This window comes from Thomasclavelia ramosa DSM 1402 (assembly GCF_014131695.1).
GTDB classification, from domain to species: Bacteria; Bacillota_I; Bacilli_A; order Erysipelotrichales; family Coprobacillaceae; genus Thomasclavelia; species Thomasclavelia ramosa.
On record NZ_CP036346.1, the window covers coordinates 1326777 to 1342865 of the forward strand.

Sequence of the window (16089 nt, forward strand, 5' to 3'; positions counted from 1 at the left end):
AAAATCTTCCTATTAAATTAAAGGAGTTAATATGAAAAGAAAAGTACATGTGATCCCTCATTCACATTGGGATCGAGAATGGTATTTTACAACTTCAAGATCAAAAGTTTATTTAATGAAAGATCTTAAAGACGTTTTAGATACATTAGAGACAAATAATGATTTTAAATATTTTATGGTCGATGCTCAAGGTTCATTATTAGAAGATTACATTAAATGGATGCCACAAGATAAACAAAGAATTAAAAAACTTGTCAAAGCTAAAAAATTAATCATTGGACCTTGGTATACTCAAAGTGATCAACTAGTAATTTCTGGTGAAAGTATCGTTCGAAATATGTATTATGGAATGAAGTGTTGTGAAACTTTCGGAGAGTATATGAATGTGGGTTATGTTCCTGATTCATTTGGACAGTCAGGTAATATGCCTCAAATATATCGCCAGTTTGGAATTGAAGATACTTTATTTTGGCGAGGCGTTAGTGATGATATGGTCAAACATACCGATTATAATTGGCGTGGTGATGATGGCAGTGTTGTTTTTACTACCCAAATTCCTTTTGGTTATTATATTGGTGGAAATATACCTGAAGATGATAAAGCAAGTGATGAGTTTTGGCAAAAAGAATGTTTTGAAAAAGCAGGTAGCCGTAGTGCTACAAAACATATTTACTTTCCTAATGGATTTGATCAGGCTCCAATTCGTAAAAATCTTCCTGATTTGATTAAGAAAAGAAATGAAAAAGATCCTGATAATGAATACATTATTAGTTGTGTTGAAGACTATATTAAAGATGTAAAAAGTGAAAAACCTGATTTAGAAGAAGTGAGTGGTGAATTAGTAATTGCAAAGCATATGCGGATTCATAAATCGATTTTTTCATCACGAAGTGATTTGAAAGTGTTAAATACGCAAGTACAAAATTATGTTACTAATATTTTAGAACCGATGTTAACAATGTCGTATCATTTAGGTAATGATTATCCTCATAGTGCAGTTAGTGAGATTTGGAAATTGTTATTTGAAAATGCAGCTCATGATTCAATTGGATCATGTATTTCTGATAACGCTAATGAAGATGTATATATGCGCTATAAACAAGCTCGGGATATTGCGGTTAATTTAGTTGAGTTACATTCACGTTTGATTGCAACTAAAATCAAGAATAAAACTAATAATGAGATCACCTTAACATTATTTAATACATTACCAAAAAAACGTAATGATACAATTATTTTTGAAACATATTTACCAGCTGATAATTTTGCAATTAAGGATAATCATGGTAATCATGTTAAATATACTGTAATTGAAAAAACAGATCTTACTGACTATGTTTTATCACAAACAATTCGATTAAATCCTAGTAAAAATATCTATCTGCCTAGTGTAGTCTATCAAGCAAAGATTGCCATCGAAGCTAGAGATGTACCAGCATTAGGTTATGTGCAATATACAATTGATTTGGATGATAAATCTAATGACGATCTTCAAGAAATAACAAGCATGGAAAATGAGTATTATCAAATTACAGTTAATAAGCAAGGAAGTCTTGATATCTATGATAAACTAGCTGATTATCATTATCAAAATCAAGCTGTTCTTGTTGAAAATGGTGATGATGGTGACAGCTTCAATTACTCGCCGCCACGTCAGGATTTAGAAATATTTTCTATTAACAGTGAATTTGATTACCAGATAACTGGCTCTAGTCTTTATCAAAAGACAACGATCAATTATAAAATGGATATTCCTGCTGATTTACAAGAACGGGCTAAACAACAGACAAGTATTAAGTTACCAGTAACTTTAGAAGTGGTTTTAAGAAAAGGTTCAAATATAATTGATCTAAACGTACATGTCGATAATCAAGGATTATCACATCGTTTATGCATCTTATTTGATAGTGCGCTGACGACTAAATTCAATTATGCTGATCAGCAGTTTGGTTTGATCAAACGACCAAACACTTATGATAAAGAAATGGAGTTATATCTTGAAGGGTTAGGAAACCAGGAGAAGGCAGAAAAACCAAAAGAATTAGCTAATTGGGTCAATGATCAATCTACTTGGCAAGAACCACCAATATCAATTGAACCAACGCAAAGCTATGTTGCTCTTGCTGATAAAAATAGAGGAATTGCGGTTATTCCCCAAGGGGTTCGCGAATATGAAATCATTGGTGAGCAAGGAAATCAAATTAGATTAACATTGTTTAGAACATATGGTTTTATGGGTAAAGAAAATTTAGTTTATCGCCCCGGTCGAGCTTCAGGCGAAAGAATCATTGCAACTCCAGCTGCCCAGTTATTAAAAGAAATGGATTTTAAATTAGGATTTACAACTTTTAACTGTGATATTAATAATGCTAATATTGATACTTTAGCCAAAGAATATAACACCCCAATTGAAGTATATGAATACGCAGACTTTTTAAATGGCAGATTGATTTTTGCCCAAGAAGATGAGGAACAAATTTTACCAGTTACTAATTCATTATTTGAAAGTGAAAATAACTTAGTTGTTAGTGCAATCAAAAAAAGTGAAGATGGTGAAGGATATATAATTCGTCTATTTAATGGTAAAGATCATCAGGATATTGGTGATAAACTAACTTTTAATTTTGATATAAGTGAAGCATATTATACTAATTTAAAGGAAGAGAAGATTGAGCAAATAGATGTTGTTGATAATAGTGTAGTAATTAAATCAATATCACATTGTAAATTTATTACGATATTAATAAAATAATTATAATAAACCTATATAGAAAATTACAATCATTATGATTGTAATTCTAATAGGTTTTTTTATTATAATCACATATTTTTTATTAGAGCAATGATTAAAAGTAATAGTAGGTAGTTGATTTTTAAGGGGCTAAGTTAATATATTTTTAAATATAAAATGGTAAAAGTATTGATATATATTTTTTTATTAAGATATGAAAAGGGGAAAAGTGCGTAAGTGAGAATAAAATTAATCAAAAAATAAAAATGTAAATATAGATACTATAAATATTAGTATTAATCCTAAAAAAGACGCCTATTTAATATAGTATTAAACATAATTAAAAAATATTTTTACTAGAAAATAATAACAGTTAATTTTTGTTGTTATTAATGTAAGCGCTTTTGCTTATGAGATAAATATATATTATAATAAAAATATGTAAAAAAATGGAGAGTATAGAGATGGATGTATATGAAATAAAGATAAAATTATATTTATTGAAAGATATAAAAATTGAAGAAACACAGACTTATTTAGCATACTTTATTGATAGTGTAATGGTTAAAGATAATATGTTTTTAGGTATACATGAGACTAATCAGTATAAGTTTTATACTTTTGATAGTTTGTATCCTTTAGCTAAAAATGGGGTTTATCAAAAAGATAATTCGTATATGTTTAGAATAAGAACGTTAGATTATCAATTAGCTCAATATTTATATGATACTTTAGCTAAAAATCGGACTAAAGAATTTCAAGGTCTGACCGCTGAGGTTAAAATAATTAAACCAAAATTAATCAAAAAAATATATACACTTACACCAGTGATTTTAAAAACAGAGCAGGGATACTGGAAAAACAGCATTAAAACAGAGGATTTTGAAAAACGATTAAAAACTAATTTAATTAAAAAATACAAAGATATAACTGGTGAAGAAATTAATGAAGATTTTCAATTATATTATCAAATTAATTTTAAAAATAAGGTTCCGGTATCGAGAAAATATAAAGGAATTAAATTATTAGGGGATATGATTGAATTAGAAATTGCAGAAAATGATAATGCTCAAAAATTAGCTTTTTTAGCAATCGGATCAGGTTTGTTAGAAATGAACGCTAGAGGATTTGGATTTGTTAATTACATATATTATTGAAAGGAGGTTATATAATGCTTGATGAATGTTTACGAATTTTTAAGCAAGAGCTTAAAGATAATACAAATTTAGTTTTAAATACAATAATTTTGGCTGACGGGGATTATGTTTTAGTACATGATGATGGTACTTATGATGTAGAAAAAATTAAATATTCAAAAAAAGATCATTGTTTTATTGAAAAACCTGAAGATGATCTATATGAAAAATTATGTTTTTATGATTATCAAAGTCAAGTAATAGATACCCAAAAAACTTTTGATCTTCCTCATAAATTAATTCTTTCAAATAACTATTTATCATATTTTGTAAAAAAAGAAAAATTGAATAATAAAAAGAAAATTAATGATGCAACTGAAAAATATTTTTTAGCATTAAGTAATCCTAGAGCTAAGTATAATGGTAAAGATTTAGAGATGTATAATTTTGTGACTCAAAATATCAGCGAAGTTGATAAAAGAAGATTATTGCAAAATAAGCAGTGGTTAAAACAATATATTTATAATTTGGATGGTGTTGATTATAATGAAAAAGATTATTTAAAGATTTTTTTTGAAGCAGATTATCATCAATATATTAATGAAGGAAACCGTTATCTTTTGACAAAAATATTTAACTGTAACGATTATAACACTTATGAAAATGAAACAGTGTATGGAGTACCAAATTATAATATGCAATTAAATTCTAACAAACCATTTTTAAAAAATATGACAAGAATGCATAAAGTTCCATTTAAACTTTCCTTGGAAGAAGCATTGATACAAAAACAGTTTTTTGATTATTTATTAAATTATGCTAATAAAGGTAAAACAAATATCTATATTAGTAGTAATGAGAATGATACTAAAAGAATTTATTTTTTAGATAACACCAAAAAAATAAAAAAGGGATTTAATGGGCTTTATCTTAAAATTAAAAAAGACAAAGAATTAAAAATAGAGTATATAGATACAGTTACTGATTATAAAGAATATTTAAGTCCTATGTTTAATTTTCGAAATGTGATTGGTGCTTTTGATGATGAATACTATCAAGAGTATAATAAAAGAAATGAGGTAGAAAAATTACTTAATGATGTCTTGTTTTCCAAGTTTTTAATTAATAATTATTTTACGGATCCAGATAGTATAATAAGTATTAAGGGTGAAAATATTGATGTTTATAAAAAGAATCTTATTACGTGTAGAGAAGCAATTTTTGCTTGGATACATGTAGGGGCAGTGGGAAATATTAAAAATATTTTGCCAAAAGCAGCGTTAGAAACAACGATTCACTCTATAAAAATGGGACATATTAAATTGGCTCAAAGACAATTTAATCTTTATTTTGCTATAAATGAATATTTTAATAAACAGGAGAATGGTATGAAAGATCTAAGAGAAAGTATTAGAACAAAAATAAATTCCCAACAGCAAATGAAAATAGAAAATGATTTAGAATATAGTTTTGCAGTTGGACAAGCAATAGCTTATCTTCAGTCAAAGAGCAAAGCTAAGAATAAAACTCAAGATTTTATTAATCAATTTATAACTATTAAGAGAGATGATTCTATGAAATCAAAATTGAAAAATTTATACTTACATTATAATTATGCTTTATCTACAGGTAAGACACGTTTCAATATGTTGTTTGGGATGATTATGGAATATCAGAGTGATCAAAAAATAAATCAAAACATGTTGATTGCTGGTTATATTGGAGAAAACTTAATTTATGAAAAGGGAGAAAACGAAAATGGATAAAAGAGTATATGGAGTGATTGGAGTATCATCAAAAATGGCAAATTGGAATGCTGATTTTTCTGGCTATCCTAGAAGTCTATCTGATGGAACGATTTTTGGTAGTGACAAAGCTTTAAAATATCCAATGAGAAAAATGTGGGACAATGAAGGTAAAAAGGTATTATATATGAAATCTATGAATTTTTCAAAAAAAAATGATACTATAACATTAGTACCAAATTCATTAAAAGAGAGATATGAAAAATTATTTGCTGTTGATGATTTAAAAAAATGTAAAGATAATAAGGAAGTATTAACTAATTTAATGACTGCTGTTGATGTTAAAAACTTTGGAGCAACATTTGCAGAAGCTAAAAATAATATTTCAATTACTGGTGCTGTTCAGTTTGGGCAGGGAATTAATAAATATGGTGATAGTGATCTTGAAACAATGCAAATACTATCACCATTTAGAGATACAAAAGATGCAGAAGCAAAAAATTCAACTATAGGGACTAAAAAAATAATCAATGAAGCACATTATTTCTATCCTTTTTCAATTAATCCTAGTGCTTATAAAGAACTTGTGGCTTTAGGAGTCACAGATGGCTACACTGAAGAAGATTATTTAAATTTTAAAAGAACGGCTTTAGTAGCAGCAACTTCTTTTTCATCAAACGCTAAAGAAGGATGTCAAAATGAATTTGCTTTATTTGTGGAAACTAAATTGGATACATATTTACCAAATTTAAGCGAGTATATTAGTTTTGAAAAAGCAGATATTAATAAAATTAAAATTGAATGTAACATGTTAAATGAATTAGAAGATATTTTAAATATTGAAATTTATTATAATCCTGAAACAACAGTTTTAGAATCTAATTTAGAAAAAGCTAAAATCTATAATTTGATTACTAAAAAAGAGGTGTAGATATGCAAGCACTTAAGTTTACTTTAAGTGGTAAAACTGCTTTTTTTAAGCGACCGGAAGTAAATACGTATTATTTTACTTTTGGTAATATTCATAGAGTTGCGCTATTAGGAATATTTGGGGCAATTTTAGGTTATCAGGGCTATAATAATACAATTGAACTACCAGAGTTTTATCAAAAATTAAAAGATATCAAATTATCTATTTTGCCTCAAAATGAAAAGGGTTATTTTTCAAAGAAAATTCAATATTATAACAATTCAGTTGGTTATGCATCCAAACAACAAGGAGGTAATTTAATTATAAAAGAACAATGGCTGGAAAATGTTTGTTGGGATATTGTTGTTTTGTTGGATAATGAGGAGGCGAATAAATTAGCTAAAGCTATAATAAACAAAAAATGTATTTTTATACCCTATTTAGGTAAAAATGATCATCCAGCTAATATCACTGATCCTGTAATTGTTGATTTACAAAAACGTGATATTGATAAAGAAACGCTTGACTGCTTATTTCCTTCAGGAAATTTCAAAAAAGCAGAGGATGTATATGTTAATTTTTATAAATATCAAGAAAGTTTACCAATTGGATTAAATGAAAAAACGGGATTGTATGAGTATATGACATTTATTCATACGAACTTTTATGTGGATAAAGGTGCAGTATATAGTTTTAATGATAAAAACATTGTATTTTATTAACCCGCTATTAAGCGGGTTTTATTGAAGGGAGAATATTATGGATATCGATAAATATCTAGTTTCGCTAGAAAAAATAATAATTAATATTGATCAGTGCTATGGACATAGAGATGATGATCATCAAGAAACAATTAATGAACATATTCAATTATGCACGAAATATTTAAAAGAGATATTTAAATTAAAGAAATTGGATTCAATTTTAAAATCTTTTAACATTTCTTTAGGAGAGGGGTTATCAAATGAAGGAAAAGAAATGTTTAATGAGTTATTTTTTAACACAATTACCTTTCATGATACCGGAAAAATAAATCCGTTTTTTCAAAAAAATAAAATGAATAATCCAGTAATGAATTATTTAAATCCGCCAAAAAATTTAAAATCTGATCATTCGAAATTATCGGCATACATCTATTTAGGAACTTATTTAAATAAATTGAATAGGTTATCAAGGAATGATATTGGATTAATAAAACCGATTGTTTATATAAATGCATTTGTTATTTCTCGACATCATGCTAAGATTGATGATTTTAGAACATATTTTATGGATAAACTTGACAGTGATGATATTTTGGAAAAAAGAATTATTGAATGGATGAACGATGAGAAATTTATAAGTCAGTTTACTGAGAAATTAAGTCTCGATTCATTGAATACAGATGAGTATAATTATATATTTGAAAAGCTAGAGAAATATGAAATGAATATACAAATAGATCTATATGCTTATGTTAGATTCTTATATTCACTTCTGGTTTTTTGTGATTATTATGCAACAAGTGAATTTTATGGTGATAATAAAAACAATGTAATGCTTAAAGATGCTGATTTTGGTGAAATCATTGAACTATATGATAATAGTGAATTAGTTACTAAGATTAGAAAAAATGATATTGGTAAAGAAAAAATCAATGCATTAAGAACAAAAGTATTCTTAGAAGCGGAAAGAAATTTACTAGAAAATATTGATAAAAATATTTTTTATTTAGAAGCTCCAACCGGGAGTGGTAAAAGTAACACAGCATTAAATCTTAGTTTACGTTTAATTGAAAATGATGATAGTTTAAATAAGATAATATATGTATATCCTTTTAATACATTAGTAGAACAAAATCTAGCATCGTTAAATAAAATTTTTGGTAATAGTAAGGCTATGAATAATATTGCTGTCGTTAATTCTACAACTCCATTAAAAAAGGATGAAGATGAAAACTTTTCGGATGAATATCAAAAAGCATTATTAGACCGTCAATTTCTAACATATCCAATTATTCTAACGACCCACGTAGGTCTGTTTGATACTTTCTTTGGAAATAACCGAGAATCAGCGTTTGGTCTATGTCAATATGCAAATTCGGTAATAGTTTTAGATGAAATCCAAAATTATCGAATTGAAATATGGAATGAGATGATCATCTTCTTAAAAGAGTTTGCTCAAATTCTTAATCTAAAAATAATTATCATGTCAGCAACATTACCAGATTTAGAATTACTTACAGATGATCGTAGTAATTCAGTTTCATTAATAACAAATCCTCAAGAATATTTTTTAAATCCAATTTTTAAAGATCGAGTAAAAACAGATTATAGTCTAATAAATGTAGAAAATACTGAAGAAGCGTTATTAAATCATGTTTTAGAGATGAATAAGCTAAAGAAAAAAATAATGATTGAGTTTATTGTTAGAAAAAGTGCAGAAAAGTTCTATCGTCAATTAAAAGAGATAGAATTAGATTGTGAAGTTTTATTTATTAGTGGTTTTGATAGTGTATTAGAAAGAGAAAAAATCATTAGTACTGTTAAAACTTCAAAACATCTTATTTTAGTAGCAACCCAGGTAATTGAAGCCGGTGTCGATATTGATATGGATATCGGTTATAAAGATATATCTAAACTTGATAGTGAAGAACAGTTTATGGGAAGAATAAATCGCTCATGTAAAGAAGATGGAAAAGGAATAGTATATTTCTTTAATTTAAATAAGGCAACCAATATTTATAAGGGGGATGAACGTGTTGCACAGAAAAATTTAACATTGTTTAATGATGATATGAAAAAAGTATTGTTAAAAAAGAACTTTAATTATTATTACCAAAAACTTCTTAAGACTCTAGCAAATAGAGCTAAAAAGCCTGAAGAAAAAAATGTTCCCAATTTTTTTAGAGAAAGTGTTGCGTGTTTAGATTATCAGGCAGTAAGTAAACGAATGGAATTGATATTAGATACTAGAGATCGAGTAACGATATTTTTAGGAAGAACGGTAATTAATATTGATGGGGAAGAATTTGATGGTAAAGATATTTGGAATCAGTATGTAGATTTATTGAAAAATAATGAAATGGATTATGCTAAAAAAGTATATGAGTTGTCAGTGGTTAAAAGTATGATGAATTATTTTATGTATCAAGTTATTAAAAAAAATCAATTTGATTTTAAAGAGCAGGTTGGAGATATTTATTATATTGAAAATGGTGATGATTATATTTTAGATGGTAAATTAAATACAGCCCTTTTTGAAACTGAGGATGAGTTATTTATATAGAGGTAAGAATATGGAAGTAAATGGAACATTAATAAACTATTATTTTCATTGTCAAAGGCAATGTTATCTTCATGGTAATCGACTTAATTTAGAGGATGAAAGTGAAAATGTGAAGATTGGTAAAGCATTGCATGAAGAAAAGTATAAAGATGATAAGAATTCAGAGATTGCAATTGATAATATTAGGTTAGATAAATTAACTGCAAAATATTTAACTGAAACAAAAAAGTCTGATGCTGATTTAGTTGCAGCAAAGTGGCAACTATTATATTATCTTAAAATTTTAAAGTCAAAAGGAATAATACGAAAAGGACGAATAGAAGTAATTGAAAAGAATAAACAAAATAAATCTTTTATTGAAGTGGAGCTAACAGAAATTGAAGAAAAAGAATTAGATAAAATTGTTATTAAAATTAAAGAATTATTAGAAAATGATCAAATACCACCAGTTTTAAATGAAAATAAATGTAAAAAATGTGCATATTATGCATATTGTTATATATAGGAGGTGTTGTAATGAAAAGTACTAAATACATAACTAGTATGGGAGATTTAAAACGTAAAGATGATTCGCTTTGTTTTAGAAAAAGTGGTAAGAATATATATTTACCAGTAGAAAATATAAAAGAGATATATTGTTTAAATGAAATTTCTCTTAATACTAAATTATTAGATTTTATCTCATCTAAAAATATAATTATTCATTTTTTTAACTATTATCAGGGTTATAGTGGTACCTTTTATCCAAAAGATAAATATACTAGTGGTAAATTGTTGATTAAACAGGTTGAAACATTTAATAATTATCGTATTGATATTGCAAAAGCAATAGTTAATGGTATTGCAATTAACATTGATGAAACTTTATATCACTATTATAAGCATGGTAAAAATGAGGTTAAAGAAACAATAGACTGGTTAAGAAAAGAGGTGCCAAAACGTTTAAAAAAAGCAGAAGATATTAAAATGATTATGGCGGTTGAAGGAGAAATATGGCAACGTTTTTATAGTATGTTTATATATATATTACCTGAAGATTTTATAATGAACAAAAGAGTAAAGAGACCACCTGATAATCCAATTAATGCACTAATTTCTTTTGGTAACACTTTACTTTATACAAAAACAATTTCAGCGATATATCAAACTCACTTAAATCAAAGTATTTCTTTTTTACATGAACCTACAGAACAAAGATTTTCTTTGTCTTTAGATTTAAGTGAAGTATTTAAACCGATCATTGTTTTTAAAACAATCTTTGAATTAGTCAATACTAAAAGATTAACGGTTGAGAAACATTTTGATAAGAAAACTAATTATTGTCTTTTAAATGATAAAGGTAGGGATATATTTATTGAAGCTTTTGAAAATAGAATGGAAACTAAATTTTTACATACTAAATTAAAGAGAAAGATAACATATAAAACAGCTATTAAATATGATGGTTATAAATTAATTAAAACAATTTTTGAAAATAAATTATTTATACCATTTTCTATAAAGGATAAATATTAATGAAAATAAAAAATCATAACTATGTAATCGTCTGTTACGATATTGGGGAAAAAAGAGTAAATAAAATATTTAAGATATGTAAAAAATATCTTCCTCATTATCAATATTCTATTTTTAAGGGTCCTATTACCCCTTCTAAATTAATTTTATTAAAAAAAGAACTAAAAAAAGCTATAAACAAAGAAGAAGATTGTGTAAGTATTATTAAATTACAGAGTGAGGATTCATTTGATGAAGAAATTTTAGGGAGTCAAAAAGAGGGAAATGAAGATAGTTTAATTATATAATTTACCAGGCTCAATTTCTTTTTAATGTCCTAAAACTGTTGGGAGAGTAAGCGTTTAAGAGAATTTTACTAGCAATTATAAAAAAGTAAAATCATTTGGTAAAAAAGTAGAAAAGTATTGATAGATATAGGTTTTGAGGTATAATAGAAAGTGTAAAATGGCTTATTTACTAGGGTTTAATAACAACATAAGATGTATTGAAATCCCTATAAATGCAGGGGTACCTACTAAACCACCAGCGTTTAATAACAACATAAGATGTATTGAAATGTTTGTCAATGTTGGAGCAGATGGTGAAGGCGGCAGGTTTAATAACAACATAAGATGTATTGAAATTGACCAAAAGTTGGAAATACATCTCTAATCGCTCCTGTTTAATAACAACATAAGATGTATTGAAATATGGAATCAATAATTGTTGTTCCATTTGATAATTGGGTTTAATAACAACATAAGATGTATTGAAATCTGAGACTGGAACATGATTTATAGATTTCAACAGAGTTTAATAACAACATAAGATGTATTGAAATGATAATTCTTCAATCAATGTTTGGTAATCATTGATGTTTAATAACAACATAAGATGTATTGAAATATGACCACAAAGACACGCTCGGATTAGCAGTATACGTTTAATAACAACATAAGATGTATTGAAATTATGACGGCTATGAAGAAAATATTACTGTAACAAATGTTTAATAACAACATAAGATGTATTGAAATGGTAAAGGAAGCAATGATGATACAGTAAAACTGCGTTTAATAACAACATAAGATGTATTGAAATAGGTAGGTGTCTGAACACGTCCAATTGACAATGGTGTTTAATAACAACATAAGATGTATTGAAATTGTATTAACTTATAGTTATCTATAGTAGAGTCTAAGTTTAATAACAACATAAGATGTATTGAAATCCTTCACGTTTATTGCTAGTTATACCATTTTTTCCAAGTTTAATAACAACATAAGATGTATTGAAATTGACATTAGCAATTGGGTCAAGTAGGGCCTTTACAGTTTAATAACAACATAAGATGTATTGAAATATCCAAGGTGAATTAGGTAATAATCTGCTTTTCGCGTTTAATAACAACATAAGATGTATTGAAATGCATTAGTTTTCTTAATAAAGCTGACCGGATCCATGTTTAATAACAACATAAGATGTATTGAAATAACATTTCTTTAGCGCTTAATTCTTCTATCATTTTAGTTTAATAACAACGAGATATTAAAGTGAAAAAACATGACTATTTTGTTCATATTACTATTAATAAAATATTTTTTTGTTATAATAAAAGTAAAAGTAAGTAGAAGTGGGGTAATTATGACAAATAAGTATAGATTAAAAATAATATATAAAGATACTAAATTGACATTAGACATTGAGGAAAATATTACTTTTGATGAATTAAGCTCAATTATTAATGAAAAATTAATGCTAAGTGATTCGAGAGCTTATAAATATCAAAAAGATGATGATATTATTGTTACAAGAAAAAATAGTAAAAACAATAAACTAGCAGATCTTTTAGAATTAGATCAGAAGTTAGTTTATATTATTGGTACTGGTAATAATGTTTATAGTATTAATATCATCGTTTGGGACTACATTATTGAAGCTGATAAAAAAATATTAGAGAAGTTTAATCAAATGTTGAAAAATGTCAAACAAGTACGTCCTGAACAAGTATATTATTTAAATAGTAGTCAAAGAAAGTTTATTGACGGTCTTTTGGCTGACTGTTATGAAATGTTGAAAGAAATGAGTTTTAGTGGAATTTATAATTACCGCTTATTTAAAAATGGTGCTGATTTTTTAACAACGAAAGTCATCTATTATATTCTTGATGATAAATATGAAATTCATTTATATAACAATAATGATGATTTAAAGGAAGATAATACAGAATATTTAATAACTTTTTATGATACTAATCGAGCTTATTTTAAAGGATACCAAGGAGTTAATCGTAATATTTTCATTCTTCACAAAGATAAAACAATTAAACAAAATGATTTTGAATATCTTTATCACGCTTTAAATCGTATCATTCATATGTTCAAGGATGGTGATGAAGATACATTATTTGAAAGCCATGAAACATGTTTATGTTATGACATTGCAACTAATAAATTTTGGACTGAATAATAAAAAAGCATCGTCTTATTATACTAACGATAAGATGATGTTTTTATTCAGAATGATCTTCAAAATTTAAATTTTCATCAAAGAACTCTTTACCAACAACTTTCTTTTTATCACGGGCATCTTCTACTAACTTAGAAATTAAATCTTTAACTTCTCGAGCATTTTTTATATTCTTTAAATGAATTTCACGTTCACTGTCAGCTTTAGTGTACAAAATTACTGTTCCAGTACCAAAGATTTTTTGTGATAAATTTCTTCGTAGACATAAATCGGTAATACGATACAAAAGCAATTCGTCATAGTGAGTACTAAATAGGCCAGTCTCTTGATATAGGCGATCATTTTTTATTTCATATTTAGTAAAACTAATTGGAAACCACATAAAATGTTTACGATCTTGCCAAATAATTTTATTTTCCATCATAAGTTCCTCCAATTACAACATTTTATCTATGATGATTATAACAGTAAAGAGTAGTCAATTCTATGATTATTGAAATAATCTCATTATAAATAAAAAAATAAAACAAATTATGCAAATAAGTTTGTATATATCGCGTAATTATGCTATACTCACCAAAGTGTCTAGAAAGGTATAAAGAATGATTGAAAACAAATTTAATGAATTAGGATTAAGTAATGAAGTATTAAAAGCAATTGAAGATATGGGGTTTTCTAAACCGTCAAAAATTCAAGAAGAAGCAATTCCTGTATTATTGACAGGAGTTGATGTAATTGGTCAAGCACAAACTGGTACCGGTAAAACTTTAGCATTTGGGAGCGTTTTGTTGTCAAAAATAACTCCATCTCAAAGAAAGTTACCACAAGCTATCATTTTGTCACCAACAAGGGAACTAGCAATGCAAATCCATGAAGAAATGGAACGTATTGGTAAATATAATGGAAGTCGAATTACTTGCGTATACGGTGGTAGTGATATAGAGCGACAAATTCGGACCATTAAAAAAGGAATCGATATTATCGTAGGGACACCAGGGCGAGTAATGGATTTAATGCGTCGTAATGTTTTGAAACTAAACGACGTAAAATTCGTAGTATTAGACGAAGCGGATGAAATGTTGAATATGGGCTTTGTTGAAGATATCGAAACTATTTTAGAAAAAGTTGATGATGATCGTCAAACAATTTTATTTTCAGCAACAATGCCAGCAGGAATTAAAAAGATTGCTCAAAATTATATGCATGATAATTTTGAACATGTAGCTGTATTATCAAAACAAACAACAGCTACATCTGTTAAACAATTCTATTACGAAGTGAAACAAAAAGATCGTTTTGAAGCAATGTGCCGTTTAATTGACGTCGCTAATGTTCAAACAGGAATTATTTTTTGTAGAACAAAACGTAGTGTTGATGAAGTAACTGAACAAATGCAGCAGGCAAATTATAATGTTGAAGCGATGCATGGAGATTTATCACAAAATCATCGTATGAATACATTGAGAAAATTTAAAAAAGGAACAATTAATTTTTTAATTGCAACTGATGTAGCTGCTCGTGGTATTGATGTTGAAAATGTAACACATGTAATTAATTATGAATTACCACAAGATATTGAATCATATGTTCATCGAATTGGTCGTACTGGTCGAGCTGATAAAGAAGGACAAGCTTATTCAATTATTACACCAAGAGAAAAAGGATTTTTACGTCAAATTGAGCGTGTAACAAAATCTTCTATTACCAAAGCGACTATTCCAACTCTGCAAGAAATTTCTGAAGCAAAAATTGGAACTCTGGTAAGTAAAGTTGAAGATCAAATTTTGGCTGGTAACCATAAGAAGTTCAAGCAATTGGTAAATGAAATTGATCCAACAATGTTAGCAGACTTTACGGCAGCATTAATGTATATGACATTCCAAGAACAGTTAGGATATGATTATAAACGTGATACGATTCAGGAGGCTTCTGAAGGTAAAAGGCGTGAACGTGGCCGTGGAAATAATAAAGATTATACAAGAATTTTTATTACTGCTGGTAGTATGGATCGTGTCAAAGCACCACAAATTGTTAATTTCTTTGTTTCTAAAGCAGGTGTGAGAAAAGAAGATATCGGAGATATTGATATCAAACGAAAATTTACATTTGTTGATATTAATAAGAAGGTAATCAATAAAGTTGTTGATAAGTGTAATAAGCAAAAGATTAATAATCGAAAGATTGAAATCGAAATTGCAAATAAAAAATAAATATTTGGTGAAAAGATTGTGTTTTAAAAATACAATCTTTTTTTGTATAAAAATATGGTATTTTAAAAGCGCTTACACTTGAATGAAAAGGCTAACACGTGTATAATATATTTATGTATTAATTCTA

At 27.0% G+C, this 16089-nt stretch carries 12 protein-coding genes and 1 CRISPR repeat array; of the genes, 11 read left to right on the top strand and 1 reads right to left on the bottom strand.

All coding sequences use genetic code 11. The annotated features are described in order from the left end of the window. The first annotated feature begins 31 nt into the window (after nucleotides 1–31). From mngB to EYR00_RS06360, 10 genes are all read left to right on the top strand, one after another. Nucleotides 32–2752 (top strand): mannosylglycerate hydrolase, encoded by a 2721-nt coding sequence (gene mngB / locus EYR00_RS06315; RefSeq protein WP_003538004.1) that lies wholly within the window; start codon nucleotides 32–34, stop codon nucleotides 2750–2752. Nucleotides 2753–3195: 443 nt separating this feature from the next. After that, the gene (gene cas6 / locus EYR00_RS06320; RefSeq protein ID WP_040434346.1) at nucleotides 3196–3888 is read left to right on the top strand and encodes a CRISPR-associated endoribonuclease Cas6; all 693 of its coding nucleotides are present in this window, start codon (nucleotides 3196–3198) and stop codon (nucleotides 3886–3888) included. Nucleotides 3889–3902: 14 nt separating this feature from the next. Further along, on the top strand, nucleotides 3903–5633 hold the full coding sequence (locus EYR00_RS06325) for a hypothetical protein (RefSeq protein ID WP_040434347.1): 1731 nt from the start codon (nucleotides 3903–3905) through the stop codon (nucleotides 5631–5633). Beyond that, nucleotides 5626–6543 (top strand): type I CRISPR-associated protein Cas7, encoded by a 918-nt coding sequence (locus EYR00_RS06330; RefSeq protein WP_040434349.1) that lies wholly within the window; start codon nucleotides 5626–5628, stop codon nucleotides 6541–6543. Before EYR00_RS06325 ends, EYR00_RS06330 begins: the two co-directional genes overlap by 8 nt. Nucleotides 6544–6545: 2 nt before the next feature. Next, nucleotides 6546–7244, top strand: a complete 699-nt coding sequence (cas5b, locus tag EYR00_RS06335; protein ID WP_003538011.1) for a type I-B CRISPR-associated protein Cas5b — start codon at nucleotides 6546–6548, stop codon at nucleotides 7242–7244. 37 nt (nucleotides 7245–7281) lie between these two features. Then, nucleotides 7282–9789 carry a CRISPR-associated helicase/endonuclease Cas3 gene (locus EYR00_RS06340; RefSeq protein WP_003538012.1) on the top strand — a complete coding sequence of 836 codons (2508 nt, stop codon included), beginning with the start codon at nucleotides 7282–7284 and terminating at the stop codon, nucleotides 9787–9789. A gap of 10 nt (nucleotides 9790–9799) precedes the next feature. Next, on the top strand, nucleotides 9800–10294 hold the full coding sequence (locus EYR00_RS06345; RefSeq protein WP_040434352.1) for a CRISPR-associated protein Cas4: 495 nt from the start codon (nucleotides 9800–9802) through the stop codon (nucleotides 10292–10294). Nucleotides 10295–10305: 11 nt separating this feature from the next. After that, nucleotides 10306–11304, top strand: a complete 999-nt coding sequence (gene cas1b, locus EYR00_RS06350) for a type I-B CRISPR-associated endonuclease Cas1b (protein WP_040434354.1) — start codon at nucleotides 10306–10308, stop codon at nucleotides 11302–11304. Next, entirely contained in the window at nucleotides 11304–11591 is a 288-nt protein-coding gene (gene cas2, locus EYR00_RS06355; RefSeq protein ID WP_003538016.1) for a CRISPR-associated endonuclease Cas2, read from the top strand. The genes cas1b and cas2 overlap by 1 nt, the downstream gene beginning before the upstream one ends. A gap of 174 nt (nucleotides 11592–11765) precedes the next feature. Beyond that, a CRISPR array of direct repeats spans nucleotides 11766–12776; the repeat unit is 30 nt; unit sequence GTTTAATAACAACATAAGATGTATTGAAAT. Between the two features lie 151 nt (nucleotides 12777–12927). After that, nucleotides 12928–13752, top strand: coding sequence for a hypothetical protein (locus tag EYR00_RS06360; protein WP_008793030.1), 825 nt, complete (start codon nucleotides 12928–12930; stop codon nucleotides 13750–13752). 43 nt (nucleotides 13753–13795) lie between these two features. On the opposite strand, the gene EYR00_RS06365 is transcribed toward EYR00_RS06360, so the two are convergent. Then, complete coding sequence (locus tag EYR00_RS06365) at nucleotides 13796–14173, bottom strand: PH domain-containing protein (protein WP_008793031.1); 378 nt, start codon at nucleotides 14171–14173, stop codon at nucleotides 13796–13798. Between the two features lie 181 nt (nucleotides 14174–14354). Here EYR00_RS06365 and EYR00_RS06370 point away from each other — a divergent pair, with 181 nt between their 5' ends. Next, nucleotides 14355–15962 (top strand): DEAD/DEAH box helicase, encoded by a 1608-nt coding sequence (locus tag EYR00_RS06370; RefSeq protein WP_003538020.1) that lies wholly within the window; start codon nucleotides 14355–14357, stop codon nucleotides 15960–15962. The last annotated feature ends 127 nt before the right edge of the window (nucleotides 15963–16089 follow it).